Here is a 15,003-nt window from a genome sequence, read left to right as displayed (position 1 = left end):
CAGGGAGTAACCAGTTCGTCGTGACCGGGCAAGCGCAAGCCACCATCCTTGGTATCGAGACCAGCTGCGACGAAACCGCCGCAGCTATCGTTGTGCGCGATCAATCCGGCAGGGGTTCGATCCGTTCCAACGTGGTGCGTAGCCAGCTGGACGAGCACGCGGCCTTCGGCGGCGTGGTGCCGGAACTGGCGGCGCGGGCGCATGTGACCTACCTCGATCACATCATTGCGCAAGCATGCCGAGAAGCAGGCATTGCCCTCGCCGATGTGGATGCCGTTACCGCGACGGCTGGTCCGGGGCTGATCGGCGGCGTCCTTGTGGGTCTCACGACGGCCAAGGCCGTAGCCGCAGCGTTGAACAAGCCCCTGATTGCGGTCAACCACCTAGAAGGTCATGCGCTGACGGCGCGCCTGACCGATCAGGTGCCCTTTCCCTATCTGATGCTCCTGGTCTCCGGTGGGCATTCGCAATTCGTCCTGGTGCGCGGCGTCGGTGACTACGAGCGCTGGGGCACAACCATCGACGATGCGCTGGGCGAAGCCTTTGACAAGGTGGCCAAGCTCCTCAGCCTTGGCCATCCTGGTGGTCCGGCAGTGGAACACATCGCCAAGGGTGGGGACCCAAAGCGCTTTCGCTTCCCCCGGCCACTGCTGCGTGAGGCGCGGCTCGATTTTTCCTTTTCTGGCCTCAAGACCGCGGTGCGGCTGCAGGCTGAAGCACTGGCGCCTCTGGGTGACCAGGATGTGGCCGATATCGCCGCCAGCTTCCAGGCTGCCGTGGCCGAGATTATTGCCGTACGATCCCGACAGGCGCTCGAGCAGTTTGCCGGGCTGTTCCCCGGAGAGCCGATACGGCTGGTAGTGGCCGGTGGGGTTGCGGCCAATCGCACCATTGCCGCAGCCCTGGAGCACGTCTGTGCCGAGTCTGACGCCAGCCTCGTAGTGCCGCCGATCGCGCTGTGCACCGATAATGGCGCCATGATCGCCTGGGCCGGGGCGGAGCGCTTTGCCCTTGGCGCTAAGGACGGGCTAGATTTCACTGCCCGGCCGCGGTGGCCGCTGGACCTCGACGACATGAAGGTTGCCACACATGGCTCTTGAGACGGTCAGCGTCATCGGCGGCGGCAGCTGGGGTACGGCGCTGGCGCAGGCGGCGGCCATGGCCGGCCGCTCTGTCCAGCTCATAGTACGGGACACTGCACAGGTCGAGGAAATCAACAGCCGGCGCACCAATGCGCGGTATCTCGGTGCGCAGGTGCTGCACGAGCGCATCACGGCGGCCAACATGGCAACGGAAGCCGACATCGTCATCCTGGCCGTGCCGGCACAATCGAGCCGCACGGCACTGGGCGCGCTGCCGCCCCCGCTGCTCGCCGGCAAGCCGGTCGTACTTTCGGCCAAAGGCCTCGAAACCGGCACCCTGCTGCGCCAGAGCCAGATCCTTGCCGACATCGCCCCCGAGGCCACAGGCTATGTGCTCTCGGGCCCGAGCTTTGCTGCCGATGTGGCCGCCGGCCGTCCCACTGCTGTCACGCTTGCCGGTGACGACGCCGAGGCCACGTCGTTGCTGGCGGCTGCGCTGGCCGGTCCGACGTTCCGCCCCTATGCCGCCGACGACCGGATCGGGGTCGAAATCGCGGGGGCGCTCAAGAACGTTTATGCGCTGGCCTGCGGCGCTGTGGAGGGGGCCCAGCTCGGAGCCTCGGCCCGGTCGGCCTTGATCGCTCGCGCTTTTGCCGAAATGAGCCGCATGGTCTCGGCCATGGGCGGCTCTGCCTCTACGTTGACGGGGCTTGCCGGTCTTGGGGACCTGACGCTGACCTGCACCTCGGTGCAGTCGCGCAATTATCAATTCGGCATGGCGCTGGGTCGCGGCCAGACCGTGGACGAGATCATGACTTCCGGCGCCAAGCTTGCCGAAGGCGTGGCCACGACGCCGGTCGCCGACGCGCTGGCGCGAGACCTGGGTGTCGATGCACCGCTGATTGCGGCCATGCAAGCGGTGCTCACAAGCCAAGCCGATATCGCTACGGTCGTGGCGGGGTTGATGTCCCGCCCGCTCAAGAGAGAGGACTGACATTTCATGCTGTTTGCCATGATCGCCAAGGACAAGCCGAACGCGCTGGACCAGCGCCTGGCGGTGCGTCCGGTTCATCTCGAGCACCTGGACAGCCTGGGTCAGCAGCTGCGCCTGGCCGGCGCCCTGCTCGATGCCGACGGCAGGCCGGAGGGGTCGCTCGTGGTGATCGAGGCCGAGACCATCGAGGCGGCTACGGCGATGTTTGAAGCCGATCCCTTCTTCAAGGAGGGGCTCTTTGCCAGTGTCGAGATCAAGCCGTGGCGGCTTGCCTATGACCACATGTCGCCGAAGGCGTAAGCAATGGCCTATTGGTTGATGAAGTCCGAGCCGGACGTCTTTTCGTTCGATGATCTGGTTGCCAAGAACAAGCGCGGCGAGGTCGAGGAGTGGCATGGGGTGCGCAACTATGCGGCGCGCAACAACATGAAGGCGATGGCGGTGGGGGATGAGGCTTTCTTCTACCACTCCAATATCGGCAAGGAGATCGTGGGCATCATGAAGGTGGTGGCCCTGGCGCATCCCGATTCCACCGCCGAGCTCAACGCCAAGGGCGAGGTGGTGTGGGAATGCGTCGACATGGAAGCGGTCAAGCCGCTGCCAAAGCCGGTGACCCTTGCCACCATCAAGCAGACGCCCGAACTGGCCAATCTCGAACTGATCAAGCTGTCGCGGCTGTCGGTGTCGAAAGTGTCGCCGGAAGAGTGGACGCTGATCTGCGCGATGGGCGGCCTCTAGCTCAGGTCTCCACCACGACCGGCGGTACGTGCTTGCCTTCCGAGTCCGGCGCATATTTGTTGAGCAGCGACACCTGGCTGATCGAGAAGATCACCGTCAGCGGCATGATGCCGAAGGTCTTGAACGACACCCAAAGGTCGGTCGCGGCCTTGGCGTCGCTGGGGAAATAGGCATTGGCGCCGCGCCAGACTACCTCGTTGAGCACGGCAAGAACGACAAAAAACAGGCCCCAGTTGAGCGTCAGCTTGCTCCAGCCCTCGGGCTTGAGCTTGTAGACGTCGCCAAAGACATATTTGAGCAGGGAGTGCCGGAACAGGAGCCCGCCCAGCAGCACCGCCGCAAAGAGCGAGTTGGTGATGGTGGGCTTGATCTTGATGAAGGTGTCGTCCTGCAGCCACAGCGTCAGCCCGCCCATGACAAAGACCACGACGCCGGTCACCAGCGGCATGATGGCGATCTTCTTGAGGATGAACCAGGTCAAAGCCAGCGAGACCAGCATGGCGCCCATGAACCAGGCCGTGGCCACGAAGATATCGGCGCGCGCATTGGCGACAAAGAAGATCACCAACGGGCCCAGTTCGAGGCCCATCTTGATGAGCTGGGGACGCAGTTCTTCCCAGTTGATCTCGGGGTCGGCGGTTTTCTCGGTCATTGATAAAACTCTGGAAGCGACGCAGCGGCACAGTGGAGGCAATTGCCGCATCAGGCAAGTTCGGGGTAGCGCCCAAGCATGGTCAGATTTGGGCTAGTCGCGCCCGGCAATGGCCCGTGCGAAGTCGCTGGCGGTAAAGGGTTCGAGATCGCCCACGCTTTCGCCGACGCCGATGAAGTGCACCGGCAGGCCGAACTTGCGGGCAATGGCCACGAGAATGCCGCCGCGTGCCGTGCCGTCGAGCTTGGTCATGACAAGGCCGGTGACGCCGGCGCGCTGTCCGAAAATCTCCACCTGGCGCAAGGCATTCTGCCCGGTAGTGGCGTCCAGCGTCAGAAGGGTGGCGTGCGGCGCCGTCGGATCGACCTTCTTGATGACGCGGATGACCTTTTCGAGTTCGCTCATCAGCTCGTCGCGGTTCTGCAAGCGACCGGCCGTGTCGACGATCAGGACGTCGCGCCCTTCCGCCCGCGCCTCGGTCACGGCATCGAAGGCGAGGCCCGACGCGTCGGCGCCGGCGGGACGGGAAATAACCGGTGCCCCGGTGCGCTGGCCCCACACCTGGAGCTGCTCGATCGCCGCGGCGCGGAAGGTGTCGCCGGCGGCCAGCATGACCGACTTGCCTTCAGCCGTCAGCTTCTGGGCCAGCTTGCCGATGGTGGTGGTCTTGCCCGAGCCGTTGACGCCGATCATCAGAATGACGAAGGGCTTGTGGCCCCCCTCGATCACCAGCGGCCGCGCCACCGGGCCCAGAACGCTTTCCACCTCCGCCGCCAGCACCGCACGGACGTCGTCGCCGGAGACGTCGCGGTCGAAACGATCCTGGCGCAGCCTTTCGGTGATTGCCATGGCCGTCTCGATGCCGAGGTCCGCCTGGATCAGGATGTCCTCGAGTTCGTCGAGCGTTGCATTGTCGAGCTTGCGCTTGGTGAAGACGGAAGTGATCGAGCCGGTCAGCTGGTCGGACGAGCGCTTGAGCCCTGTGGTCAGCCGGCCGAACCAGCTCTGCCGCGGCGCCTCGACGGGCACTTCCACGACGGCGGGCGGATCGAGCGGCACAAAGGCGGTGGCGGCCTCCCGTTCTTCCACCTCTTCGACATAGTCGGGCGTGGTTTCGGGCGGCCCCGGCAGCGGCACTTCCGGCGGTGCCGGGGCAGGGGCGGGCTCTGGGGTGGGTGGAACGGGTTCGGGCGCCGGAGCCTGTTGCGGCTGGGTCTCAGGCGGCGCGGGGCTATCCGGCTCGTCGGTCAGATTGTCCCAAAGTCGCTTGAAGAAGCCGGGTTTCTTGTCGGTCATTGTCTGCCCCTCGTCCCTGCCCTGATCACGCCGCTTCGCGCAGGGCTTCGCCCACCAGCCCGTCGGCGGCGGTGCCGGTAATGCGAACGGCCAGCAACTCGCCCGGTTGCGTTCCGGGCACCGCGACCGGCACGAACTGCTCGGTGCGGCCAAGGCCGTTGCGCTCGACCAGCACCTGCTCGACCTTGCCGACGCGGCTTCCACAGAGCTTGGCGAACTGCCTGTCCCCCTCGGCCCGCAGCAGGGTGGCGCGGTCGCGGGCCACGCGCTTGTTGACCTGCGGCATGCGGGCCGCGGGCGTGCCTTCGCGCGGCGAATAGGGGAAGACATGGAGATAGGTCAGGTCCGCCTCGCCGACGATGCGGAGGGTGTTTTCGAACATGGCGTCGGTTTCGGTGGGGAAGCCGGCGATGATGTCGGCGCCAAACACCATGTCGGGCCGGAGGCCTCGGAGCTTTTCGACAATGGCCAGTGCATCGTCGCGCCCATGGCGGCGCTTCATGCGCTTCAAAATCATGTCGTCGCCCGACTGCAGCGACAGATGCAGATGCGGCATCAGGCGGCGCTCACTGGCCACGGCGTCATAGAGCGCCTCGTCGGCCTCGATCGAATCGATGGAGGAAATGCGCAGGCGCGGCAGGTCGGGCACATGGCGCAGAATGGCCTGTGTCAGCTTGCCCAGGGTCGGGCTTCCGGGCAGGTCGGGGCCATAGGAGGTGATGTCGACGCCGGTCAGCACCACTTCGCGATAGCCATTGGCGACGAGCTTTCTGACCTGTTCCACCACCATGCCCATGGGCACCGAACGCGAGGGACCGCGACCGAAGGGAATGATGCAAAAGGTGCAGCGGTGATCGCAGCCGTTCTGCACCTGGACAAAGGCGCGGGCGCGCCCGTCCATGCCCTCGATCAGGTGGCCGGCGGTTTCCCGCACGCTCATGATGTCGTTGACCTGAACCTTGTCGTTGAGCGCGGTGCCAAAGACCAGCGGCGCATAGCTCCCGGCCTTCATCTTGTCGTCGTTGCCGATGACAAGGTCGACTTCCGCCATGTCGCCAAAGGATCGGCCTTCGGTTTGGGCGGCGCAGCCGGTGACGATGATGCGCGCTTCGGGATGGTCGCGGCGGGCCTTGCGCACCGCCTGCTTGGCCTGCTTCACCGCCTCGGCGGTCACCGCGCAGGTATTGATGATGATGGCATTGTCGAGCCCGGCGGCCTGCGCCTCCGATTTCATCACCTCGGCCTCATAGGCGTTGAGGCGGCAGCCGAAGGTGACGGTCTCGACCGGCATCAGGCGGCAACCCCGTTGCGGGTCCAAAGGCCGGAAACAGGATCCAGCGTGCCGGTCCATTCCAGTTCGGCCGCGCCGGTCAGGGTCACATGGTCGTCATGGCGCCACTCGATGAAAAGCTCGCCCCCCGGCACGGTCACCGTGGCTGCACGCGCGGTGCGGCGGGTGCGGGCACCGTTGACCACGGCAGCGCAGGCGGCGGTGCCGCAGGCTTCGGTGAGGCCCGCGCCGCGCTCCCAGGTGCGCAGGATGATCTTGTCCTGCGCCACGACCTGGGCGATCGAGATATTGGCGCGTTCGGGAAAGATCGGGTGGTTCTCGAGCATCGGCCCGAAGCGATCGAGCGCATAGGACCAGACGTCCTGGTTGACCCAGAAGGTGGCATGAGGGTTGCCCATGGAAGCCACCGAGGGCGAATGGAGCACCGGCGCGTCGATCGGCCCGATCTGCAGCTCGATCTTGCGCGTATCGGCGAATTCCTCGCTCAGGGGAATGTCGTACCAGGCGAATTTGGGCGTGCCCATGTCGACGGTGATCAGTCCGTCGTCGCGCTCCTCGCCAAACAGGATGCCGGCGATGGTTTCGAAGGTGAAGAGTTGCCGGCCCCCTTGCTGGGTCAGCGCCTGCACAACGCAGCGCATGCCGTTGCCGCAGGCCTGGGCGCGCGAACCGTCGGAATTGATGATGTCGATATAGGCAAAGGTGCCGTCGACCCTGGGATCGTGGATGGCCATTATCTGGTCGAACCTGGTGCCGGGCGTCGCATTGATGGCGATCGCGGCCTCCGCGGATACGCGCCCCTGCTGCCCGCGCATGTCCGCGACGATGATCTGGTTGCCCAGCCCGTTCATCTTGAAAAAGGGGACAGCGCTCACTTGCCGGTTCCGCAAAGGTTGGTGGTTGGGCCCTATATGGCGGATACGCGCCCGAATTGCCAGTGCGGGGGGTGATGGGGTGGCATTGCCGTGGCACCGCAACCCGGCATGACAAGGCTCCGGATGGCCCCAAGGCTTCCGGTTCCGTGCTAGCTCTCATGGTTTTCTCCGCAGTCCGGCCGCGAAGGCGGATCCCGAGACGGCTTTCGCCTCTGTGGGATTATAGTGTGAGACGATCGCCGCCTCGGGACGTCCGGTTTTATGCCGGACACGGGACTCGCGGGATCTCCAACGCTCGCGGAGATACCGGCCCATGCCTCGACCCGCCCTGGCTGACGTTGCCAGGCGCCCGGCCCACTCCCGCCACTGTCGCCTGCAGGCCGCCTGCGCGGGGTGGATGGGGGGGAGGATATGCTGGGGAAGAGGGGGCGGGGATAAGTTTGTTGGTGGCAATCGCTGAACGTCACCCTCGGGCTTGACCCGAGGGGGCTTTCCTTCAATCGGCGCTCCGCAAGTGTAGAGCCCTCGGGTCGAGCCCGAGTGTGACGGCTGGTGGGTGGGGTGGGGGAATGGTGAATGGAGCAGGCCCATGGTGGGTAAACCACACCCCCTCCCATCCTCCCCCTCGAAGGGGGAGGTGCCGCGCGGTGTTGGTGGCACGATCTTGCAACATCCACAGCACGGGCTTCCCTCCCCCTTGCGGGGAGGGAGTGAGGGTGGGGGTTCCGGCGGATTGACTGACGCCTGAGTTGGTGGAAGGCACAGAACCCCCACCCTTGATCCCTCCCCTCAAGGGGGAGGGAGACGACTTCTGCATCGCGGCTAGAGGAAGCTAGGACTTTCTTCTGTGAGCGCACGGAGTCCAGCCAATCCCAGATCGTCACCCTCGGGCTTGACCCGAGGGGGCTTTGCTTCAGCCGGCGTCCGGTAAGTGCGGGGCCCTCGGGTCGAGCCCGAGGGTGACGGCTGGTGGGTGGAGCCTTTCGGGAATGATATCGTTCCTGAACCATTCACACGAGGTCCCCATGGCCATTGCGCCGCGACATAGTGCTGCCGTTTCGGCGCTGGCCCTCAGGGGGGATGAGGCGGTGCTGGAGATTGGTTGCGGCATGGCGTTGCCGTGCGGCTGGTGCTCGATCAGCTGGAGACCGGCGCCATCACGGCGCTGGACCGCTCGGAAAAGATGATCGAGGCGGTCAAGGCCAGTGTAGGGCCTTCCGAGCGGCTGCGGACGCGGGCGGAGGCGCTGGAGGAGGCGGATTTTGCCGGTGAAACCTTTGACGCCATCTTTGCCGTGAATGTCGATTTCAACCTGCGCCTGGGCACGCGCTGGCCGCCCATGCTCAAAGCCTTGCTGAAGCCAACCGGCCGGCTGGTCCTCGCCTTCGATCCGCCGCCCGACACGGGCAAGGGCCACGCCTTTATCGGCAGGTCGCTCGAGCGGCTGGAACAGGCCGGCTTTGACGCCGTGCTGCTGCCTGCCCACGGCAGGATCACGCTGATCCGCGCGACGTTGAAGTGACCGGCCGGGCCTAGCCCGGAGGATGTCAGCGCCATTCCTTGACTCGGCGCGCGCTTTCCCCTAAACCCCGGCCATTCATCAGGCCTTGCTCCTGACCAGCCGACCGGGGCCCCGCAAGGGTTCCACGATCCCGGAGGCCAACATCCGCCAGCGCGTTGCGCCCGCGGGTGGGTTTGGCGTTTGCCGCGATGAACCCTATCTCTGCCGCATCGAGCGGCGAGAACAAGGAAAACCGATGTTTGACAGCTTAAGCGACCGGCTTGGCAAAATTTTCGAGGGTCTTCGTGGACGCGGCGCGCTCAATGCGGCCGATGTCGATGCGGCGCTGCGCGAAATCCGCCGCGCGCTGATCGAGGCCGACGTTTCGCTCGAAGTGGTCAGGGCCTTTGTCGAGCAGGTCAAGGACCGCGCCGTTGGCGCCGAAGTTACCCGTTCGGTGACGCCGGGCCAGCAGGTGGTCAAGATCGTCCATGACGAGCTGGTCGCCGTTCTGGGTTCGGACACGGTCACCATCGACCTCAATGCCAAGGCGCCCGTGACCCTGCTGATGGTGGGTCTTCAGGGCTCGGGCAAGACCACGACCACCGCCAAGATCGCCAAGCGCCTGACGGACCGGCAGCGCAAGAAGGTTCTGCTCGCCTCGCTCGATACGCGCCGCCCGGCGGCCATGGAGCAGCTGCGCGTGCTGGGCGAACAGGTCGGCGTCGATACGCTGCCGATCGTCCAAACCGAGACGCCGGTGCAGATCGCCCGCCGCGCCGAGCGCGAGGGGCGCCTGGGCGGTTATGACGTCCTGATCCTCGATACAGCCGGCCGCACCCATATCGACGAAGAGCTGATGGCCGAAACGGCCGAGATCAAGTCGATCAGCAATCCGCACGAAATCCTCCTCGTCGTGGATGCGCTAACGGGCCAGGACGCGATCAATGTCGCGCGCTCCTTCGATACGCGCCTCGATGTCACCGGCATCGTGCTGACGCGCGTCGACGGCGATGGCCGTGGTGGCGCGGCGCTCTCCATGCGCGCGGCGACCGGCAAGCCGATCAAGCTGATCGGTGTCGGCGAAAAGATGGATGCGCTCGAGGATTTCCATCCCTCGCGCATTGCCGACCGCATCCTGGGCATGGGCGACATCGTCTCGCTCGTGGAAAAGGCCGCCGAGCACGTTTCTGCCGAAGATGCGCAGAAGATGGCCAAGAAGCTCAAGAAGGGCTCCTTCGACCTCGAGGACCTGCGCGCCCAGCTCATCCAGATGAAGAAGATGGGCGGCATGGGCGGGCTCATGGGGCTGATGCCCGGCATGGGCCAGGTCAAGAAGGCCATGGCCGGCGCCAATATAGACGAGAAGGTCTTCGACCGGCAGATTGCCATCATCAACTCGATGACCAAGAAGGAGCGGGCCAATCCCGACCTTCTCAATGCGTCGCGCCGCAAGCGCATCGCGGCCGGTGCAGGCGTCGATGTCAGCGAGATCAACAAGCTCGCCAAGCAGCACCGGCAGATGGCCGACATGATGAAAAAGGTCTCCAAGGGCGGCATGGGCGCGCTTGGTGGCATGTTCGGCGGCAAGATGGGCGGCATGCTCGGCGGCATGCCCGATCTTGGCAAGATGGACCCGGCGCAGCTCGAGCAGATGGCGCGCCAGGCGGGGATCGACCCGGCAGCGCTCAAGGGCCTGCCTTCGGCCGACCTGCCGCAGCAGAAGGCGCTGCCCAGCGATGTCGGCGCGCTCCTCAAGAATTCCGGCAGCCCGCTGCTGCCCGGTCTCGGCGCCGGTGGCGCTCCCCGTTTCCCCGGCCTTCCCGGCCTGGGCAAGAAGAAATAACCGTTCAACCAAACTCCAGGATTACTGAAATGGCCCTCAAGCTCCGTCTTGCCCGCGCTGGCACCAAGAAGCGCCCCTTCTACCACATCGTCATCGCTGACGCCCGTTCGCCGCGCGACGGCCGCTTCATCGAAAAGGTCGGCACCTTCAACCCGCTCCTGGCCAAGGATGCGGAAAACCGCGTCGTGCTCAACACCGAGCGCGCCCAGCACTGGCTGAGCGTCGGCGCGCAGCCGACCGACCGTGTCCTGCGTTTCCTCGATGCCGCTGGCCTCGTGAAGCGCGATCCGCGCAACAACCCTGAGAAGGCCAAGCCGGGCGCCAAGGCGACCGAGCGCGCCGAAGAACGCGCCGCCAAGGCCGCTGCCGCCGAGGAAGCCAAGAACGCCCCGGCCGAAGAAGCCGCTGCCGAGTAAGATTGGCGGTTGGGAATACGAAAGCCCCGGTGGTGACACCGGGGCTTTTTGTTTGTTGCCGAGGGCACGGCACAATCTCCGGCCGTCACCCTCGGGCTTGACCCGAGGGGACTTAACTTGCCGAACGGCCCTCAAGTGAAGAGCCCTTGGGTCAAGCCCGAGGGTGACGATCGAGTGGGTGGGAGTACTACGGCTTACGCCCGCAGCTTTGCCAGGATGGCGGCGCCCATTTCTTCCGTGCCGACCGTCTTGCGGTTGTCCTGGGCGATGTCGCCGGTGCGCAGGCCATCGCTGAGGACGGCGGAGATGGCATTTTCGATGCGGGTGGCCAGTTCGATCATGCCGAAGCTGTAGCGCAGGGCCATGGCGACGGAGGCGATCATGGCAATGGGGTTGGCGATGCCCTTGCCGGCGATGTCGGGGGCCGAGCCATGGACGGGCTCATAGAAGGCCTTCCTTTTGCCGGTGACCGGATCGGGGGCGCCGAGCGAGGCGGAGGGCAGCATGCCGAGCGAACCGGTGAGCATGGCCGCAACGTCGGAGAGGATGTCGCCGAAGAGGTTGTCGGTGACCATGACGTCGAACTGCTTGGGATTGCGCACCAGTTGCATGGCGGCGTTGTCGGCGAGGATATGGTGGAGCTCGACGTCGGCATAATCCTTGCCCACGCCCTTGACCACTTCATCCCAGAGGACGCCGGACTTCATGACATTCTTCTTGTCGGCCGAGTGGACCTTGTTGTTGCGGGTGCGGGCGAGGTCGAAGGCGACGCGGGCGATGCGGTCGATTTCGTAGGTCTCGTAGACCTGGGTATCGACGGCGCGCTTCTGGCCGTTCTCAAGATCGGTGATGGTTTTCGGTTCGCCGAAATAGACGCCGCCGGTCAGCTCGCGCACGATCAGGATATCAAGGCCTTCCACCAGCTCGCGCTTGAGCGAGGAGGCATCGGCCAAAGCCGGGTAGCAGATGGCGGGGCGCAGATTGGCGAACACGGCCATTTCCTTGCGCAGGCGCAGGAGCGCGGCTTCCGGCCGGTGCTCATAGGGGACGTTGTCCCACTTCGGGCCGCCCACGGCGCCAAAGATCACCGCATCGGCCGCCTTGGCCTTTTCGGTGTCCTCGTCGGTGATGGCGACCTGGTGCTTGTCATAGGCGGCGCCGCCGGCCAGGCCCGTATCGGTCGAGAAATCGGTCAGCTGTTCGCTATTGGTCCACCTGATCAGCTTTTCCACCTCGACCATGATCTCGGTGCCGATGCCGTCGCCCGGCAGCAGAAAAAGGGAATGGGTCGCCACGGTGTGCTCCTCGCCGTACTGGTGGTTACGCTTGAAGGGCACATAGCGTCATATCGGCAGCGGACGCAAGCGTTGGCCTGCGCTGGCGAGCAAATGAAAAGCGCGGGTCCGAGGGCCCGCGCTTGCCTGATTGATCAGTAGTTCAAGTCGTCAGTTGGCCTGGCGCCGCTCCACCAGGGCAAAATCGTCGCTGGTGCTGACCTCGAGCGCCAATTGCTGGCGGTCGAGTTCGGCCAGCCAGGCCGACCAGGAGCAGGGGCTCATGCCGTCGTCCTGGCTCTCGATATCGGGCTTGCGGCGGCGCTGGAAGCTGAGCTTGAGCTGGGCCCGCTCCTCGCCAAAGCGGTTGCGCACCCGGGCGATCGCCGGAATGCCGTGGCGGTCGGTCACCCAGTTCTGGATGTCGCGATGGCGTGTCAAAGTGTGGGTCATTTGGCCTCCCCGCCAATGTTGTTCTAACCTCATGCAATGAAACCGGTCCTCTTCCGGTTCCATCGCCCTCGCCAATTATTCGGCGAGTTCCGTTGCGAGCTTGAGCTCGGTCATCTCCTCCGGTGAAAAGTAGTAGAGCCGGTCCGGCGGCGTCTGCAGCGCATGCAGCCACATGGCCGGGTCGACCCCGGTCCTGGTCAGGTGGGTGATGATCTCGGCCGTCGTGGTCTGGGCGCCGCTCATGGCGGTGCCGGCCACGCGCAGCGCGTCCCCAGTCCCGCCCGTCAGGGCCGCCGCATAGATCTGGTGCACGCCGATGGCCGCCTCGGGGCTGGCGATGCGCGTGGCGCCGGAGGCAAAGATGATGGGGCAGGAGGAGGCACACAGCGAACCGGCAGCGACCTTGGTGGCAAGGCCCTTGTCATGGATCAGACTGCCGATGGCGAGTGCATCCACGACCGATCCTCCGGGCGAATCGAGAACCACAGTCTGGACATATTCGCCGCGCGCTTCAATCTCGGCCCGGAAGCGCTCGGCCGAGCCGGGATCGATGGAGCCGGTGAGCTTGAGCTCGCCACCGGGCGAGAGCGCAATCTCGAGCGGCTGCTCAAGCAGGTCCGGGCTCGTGGTGATCTGCGGCGTTGCGCCGTCCGCGGGCCCTTCCGGGTCGAAAGGCGGAAGGATCGGGCGCTGCGGCATGCTGAGGGCCGCACCCTCATTGGCCGTCAGTTCGCGAAAGTCGACATAAAGCACAGAGGCGGTGCCGGCGAGCAGGGCAAAGAAGGCCACGCGCAGAATATTGCCGTCTTCCAGGGCAGCGATGCGCTCGACCACACCCCGATAGAACGGCGCGTTGGAAGCCTTGCGGGCATTGGCCTCCGTCTTCATGCCGGCCGGGGCCCATCGGTGCGCTTGCGCTGCGCCGCGTCGATCGGGGTGACAGTGGTGGCTTCGGGCGCCGGCTCGGCCACGGCGGCCGTTTCGATGGGCTCGGCGGGTTCGGCGACCCTGGGCTGGCCGGTCGTCACGTCGATGCCCGCCGCTTCCATCTGGCGATAAAGGCTCATGGCGCGCAGCATTTCGGCCGCGGTGATGTTCTCGGCCTCTTCCAGCGACTCGGAGTCGCGGCGCATGGCGTCGTTGACGATCATCAGCACCAGGACCAGGACGACCGGAAGCAGGTCGATGGAAATGGCGCCGGCCCAGGAGGGGATGAAATCCTGCCAATAACGGAGAACGGCTTCGGCGCTGGACAGCGGCACGAAGCGGCGCTGCGGCACCGCTTCGGTGGCGAGGATTTCGTCGGCCGCGGCCGCCAGGGCTGTCGATTGGGCGGCGACCGAAGCGCGCACGGTTTCCATGACCTGGTTCTGCCGGTTGGCAAGGTCGCCCACCGTTCCGTCAGCCACCGGGGCGATAAAGCCGGCGGACAGATCGGCCGCGGCACGCTTGACCGAGGCGGCAACGCCGGTCTGCTGCAGCGCGGCGATCACCGCGGTCAGTTGCACGGCCTCGGCCTGGAAACTATCGGCGCGCGGCTCGATGGCGCCGGGGGTCGAAACCAGTTCGCGCATAGTGGCAAGGCGGGCCGATCCCTGCTCGAACAGCGTCGCCACTTCCTCGCGCGAGCCTGTAATGGTCGTGGCCAGCTGGTTCATCTGCGTGCCCATCTGCTGGAGCAGCTGCACGACGCTGCCCGAGCCGGTGGTGCCGGTCAGCGCCCCGGACTCCCGCTCGTCGGCGGCAAGGCCCGAGAAGCGCTCGGCGGCACGCTCGACGTCGGGCAGGAGCGACTGGGCGGACAGGGCATTGGCATGGGCGCGATCAAGGTCTTCGGCATAGCCCTGGAGGGTCACCGCCATGTGCTGCTCGGTGGCGGCCGAGCCCGCAAGAGCCGCGGCATTGAGCCAGGAGCTCATGGCCATGATCATCAGGCAGCCGATCGCCATGGTGGCAAACAGCGCCATGCGCTGCACGCCCGAGGTCACCAGCGGCACGAAGCGGAGCATGAAGCTCCAGAAGGCGTAGATGGCCACCGACACGGCTGCCGAATAGATGATGGCGGCAAAGAAGACGAAGGTGGCCGAGCCGTCGAGAATGCCGCGCACGCCCAGATAGGTATAGACGCCCGATGCCAGGGCCAGGACGGCCAGGGCAAAGCGGGTCATCGTCTCGACGCCCTTGACGGTCTCGTTAAGGCGATAGGCGTTCGGCTTGAGCTGCATATGTTCGGGCCCCGGATGTTAAGCGCAGCTTAACACGGCGATGGCGGCGGAATAGGGGCGCAATCGGGATGGTTACCAGCGGGCCTGGGCTCGGCGGCGCTGGGCAAGTGAAGAGCCCTCGGGTCAAGCCCGAGGGTGACGGCCGGGGGTGATCTTTGATTGTGGTTCCGACCTTACCCCATCCCAACCTTCCGCTTCATGGGGGTTAGGAGGCGTGGGGACCGGTGTTTCAGTCGTCTCCCTCCCCCTTGCGGGGAGGGGTTCAATCCGGATCGTCACCCCCGCGCTTGACCCGGGGGCTCTGTGCTTACCGGAGTTCTGGCAAAGTGAAGAGCCCCCGGGTCAGGCCCGAAAGTGACG

The 15,003-nt window shown here is 65.5% G+C and carries 15 protein-coding genes; 7 read left to right on the top strand and 8 right to left on the bottom strand.

The genetic code is table 11. The features are described 5' to 3' along the window. The first annotated feature begins 44 nt into the window (after positions 1 to 44). Genes tsaD through VIL88_RS09040 form a run of 4 tightly spaced genes read left to right on the top strand, consistent with a single transcriptional unit; the run spans position 45 to position 2,814 of the window. Positions 45 to 1,100, top strand: coding sequence for a tRNA (adenosine(37)-N6)-threonylcarbamoyltransferase complex transferase subunit TsaD (gene tsaD, locus VIL88_RS09055; RefSeq protein WP_331988658.1), 1,056 nt, complete (start codon positions 45 to 47; stop codon positions 1,098 to 1,100). Then, positions 1,090 to 2,076 carry an NAD(P)H-dependent glycerol-3-phosphate dehydrogenase gene (locus tag VIL88_RS09050; RefSeq protein ID WP_331987941.1) on the top strand — a complete coding sequence of 329 codons (987 nt, stop codon included), beginning with the start codon at positions 1,090 to 1,092 and terminating at the stop codon, positions 2,074 to 2,076. The genes tsaD and VIL88_RS09050 overlap by 11 nt, the downstream gene beginning before the upstream one ends. Before the next feature lie 6 nt (positions 2,077 to 2,082). Continuing rightward, positions 2,083 to 2,376: a YciI family protein gene (locus VIL88_RS09045; protein ID WP_331987939.1), complete on the top strand. Its 294-nt coding sequence runs from the start codon at positions 2,083 to 2,085 to the stop codon at positions 2,374 to 2,376. Positions 2,377 to 2,379: 3 nt separating this feature from the next. Then, the gene (locus VIL88_RS09040; RefSeq protein WP_331987937.1) at positions 2,380 to 2,814 is read left to right on the top strand and encodes an EVE domain-containing protein; all 435 of its coding nucleotides are present in this window, start codon (positions 2,380 to 2,382) and stop codon (positions 2,812 to 2,814) included. 1 nt (position 2,815) lies between these two features. Here the strand turns inward: VIL88_RS09040 and VIL88_RS09035 are convergent, their stop codons facing one another. The 4 genes from VIL88_RS09035 to dapF all read right to left on the bottom strand — a co-directional run bounded on the left by VIL88_RS09035 (position 2,816) and on the right by dapF (position 6,904). Continuing rightward, positions 2,816 to 3,466 carry a septation protein A gene (locus VIL88_RS09035; protein ID WP_331987935.1) on the bottom strand — a complete coding sequence of 217 codons (651 nt, stop codon included), beginning with the start codon at positions 3,464 to 3,466 and terminating at the stop codon, positions 2,816 to 2,818. Between the two features lie 93 nt (positions 3,467 to 3,559). Beyond that, positions 3,560 to 4,762: a signal recognition particle-docking protein FtsY gene (gene ftsY / locus VIL88_RS09030; RefSeq protein WP_331987932.1), complete on the bottom strand. Its 1,203-nt coding sequence runs from the start codon at positions 4,760 to 4,762 to the stop codon at positions 3,560 to 3,562. A 25-nt stretch (positions 4,763 to 4,787) separates the two neighbouring features. After that, positions 4,788 to 6,053: a tRNA (N(6)-L-threonylcarbamoyladenosine(37)-C(2))-methylthiotransferase MtaB gene (gene mtaB / locus VIL88_RS09025; RefSeq protein WP_331987930.1), complete on the bottom strand. Its 1,266-nt coding sequence runs from the start codon at positions 6,051 to 6,053 to the stop codon at positions 4,788 to 4,790. Beyond that, positions 6,053 to 6,904 (bottom strand): diaminopimelate epimerase, encoded by an 852-nt coding sequence (dapF, locus tag VIL88_RS09020; protein ID WP_331988656.1) that lies wholly within the window; start codon positions 6,902 to 6,904, stop codon positions 6,053 to 6,055. The genes mtaB and dapF overlap by 1 nt, the downstream gene beginning before the upstream one ends. A 1,126-nt stretch (positions 6,905 to 8,030) precedes the next feature. Between dapF and VIL88_RS09015 the strand changes: the two genes are divergently transcribed. The 3 genes from VIL88_RS09015 (at position 8,031) to rpsP (ending at position 10,691) form a co-directional block, all read left to right on the top strand. Continuing rightward, complete coding sequence (locus tag VIL88_RS09015) at positions 8,031 to 8,450, top strand: class I SAM-dependent methyltransferase (protein WP_331987928.1); 420 nt, start codon at positions 8,031 to 8,033, stop codon at positions 8,448 to 8,450. A 235-nt stretch (positions 8,451 to 8,685) separates the two neighbouring features. Continuing rightward, positions 8,686 to 10,275: a signal recognition particle protein gene (ffh, locus tag VIL88_RS09010; protein WP_331987926.1), complete on the top strand. Its 1,590-nt coding sequence runs from the start codon at positions 8,686 to 8,688 to the stop codon at positions 10,273 to 10,275. Between the two features lie 29 nt (positions 10,276 to 10,304). Further along, positions 10,305 to 10,691: a 30S ribosomal protein S16 gene (gene rpsP, locus VIL88_RS09005; protein ID WP_331987924.1), complete on the top strand. Its 387-nt coding sequence runs from the start codon at positions 10,305 to 10,307 to the stop codon at positions 10,689 to 10,691. Positions 10,692 to 10,885: 194 nt separating this feature from the next. On the opposite strand, the gene leuB is transcribed toward rpsP, so the two are convergent. From leuB to VIL88_RS08985, 4 genes are all read right to left on the bottom strand, one after another. Then, on the bottom strand, positions 10,886 to 11,986 hold the full coding sequence (gene leuB / locus VIL88_RS09000; RefSeq protein WP_331987922.1) for a 3-isopropylmalate dehydrogenase: 1,101 nt from the start codon (positions 11,984 to 11,986) through the stop codon (positions 10,886 to 10,888). 150 nt (positions 11,987 to 12,136) lie between these two features. Beyond that, on the bottom strand, positions 12,137 to 12,418 hold the full coding sequence (locus tag VIL88_RS08995) for a hypothetical protein (protein ID WP_331987920.1): 282 nt from the start codon (positions 12,416 to 12,418) through the stop codon (positions 12,137 to 12,139). Between the two features lie 75 nt (positions 12,419 to 12,493). Beyond that, a complete protein-coding gene (locus tag VIL88_RS08990) occupies positions 12,494 to 13,306 on the bottom strand; it encodes a hypothetical protein (RefSeq protein WP_331987919.1) in 813 nt (270 codons plus the stop codon). Further along, positions 13,303 to 14,643, bottom strand: a complete 1,341-nt coding sequence (locus tag VIL88_RS08985; protein ID WP_331987917.1) for a hypothetical protein — start codon at positions 14,641 to 14,643, stop codon at positions 13,303 to 13,305. Before VIL88_RS08985 ends, VIL88_RS08990 begins: the two co-directional genes overlap by 4 nt. Between the last annotated feature and the right edge of the window lie 360 nt (positions 14,644 to 15,003).

The sequence above is a fragment of the Devosia sp. genome (genome assembly GCF_036563435.1).
Classification (GTDB): Bacteria; Pseudomonadota; Alphaproteobacteria; order Rhizobiales; family Devosiaceae; genus Devosia.
This window is presented reverse-complemented; position numbering and strand designations above follow the sequence as displayed.

What these genes read in the sequence shown, in the direction of transcription:
- VIL88_RS09050 (WP_331987941.1), top strand. Translation starts at nt 1,090, where the DNA reads ATGGCTCTTGAGACGGTCAGCGTCATCGGCGGCGGCAGCTGGGGTACG.
- VIL88_RS09045 (WP_331987939.1), top strand. Translation starts at nt 2,083, where the DNA reads ATGCTGTTTGCCATGATCGCCAAGGACAAGCCGAACGCGCTGGACCAG.
- VIL88_RS09040 (WP_331987937.1), top strand. Translation starts at nt 2,380, where the DNA reads ATGGCCTATTGGTTGATGAAGTCCGAGCCGGACGTCTTTTCGTTCGAT.
- VIL88_RS09035 (WP_331987935.1), bottom strand. Translation starts at nt 3,466, where the DNA reads ATGACCGAGAAAACCGCCGACCCCGAGATCAACTGGGAAGAACTGCGT.
- ftsY (WP_331987932.1), bottom strand. Translation starts at nt 4,762, where the DNA reads ATGACCGACAAGAAACCCGGCTTCTTCAAGCGACTTTGGGACAATCTG.
- mtaB (WP_331987930.1), bottom strand. Translation starts at nt 6,053, where the DNA reads ATGCCGGTCGAGACCGTCACCTTCGGCTGCCGCCTCAACGCCTATGAG.
- dapF (WP_331988656.1), bottom strand. Translation starts at nt 6,904, where the DNA reads ATGAACGGGCTGGGCAACCAGATCATCGTCGCGGACATGCGCGGGCAG.
- ffh (WP_331987926.1), top strand. Translation starts at nt 8,686, where the DNA reads ATGTTTGACAGCTTAAGCGACCGGCTTGGCAAAATTTTCGAGGGTCTT.
- rpsP (WP_331987924.1), top strand. Translation starts at nt 10,305, where the DNA reads ATGGCCCTCAAGCTCCGTCTTGCCCGCGCTGGCACCAAGAAGCGCCCC.
- VIL88_RS08995 (WP_331987920.1), bottom strand. Translation starts at nt 12,418, where the DNA reads ATGACCCACACTTTGACACGCCATCGCGACATCCAGAACTGGGTGACC.
- VIL88_RS08990 (WP_331987919.1), bottom strand. Translation starts at nt 13,306, where the DNA reads ATGAAGACGGAGGCCAATGCCCGCAAGGCTTCCAACGCGCCGTTCTAT.
- VIL88_RS08985 (WP_331987917.1), bottom strand. Translation starts at nt 14,643, where the DNA reads ATGCAGCTCAAGCCGAACGCCTATCGCCTTAACGAGACCGTCAAGGGC.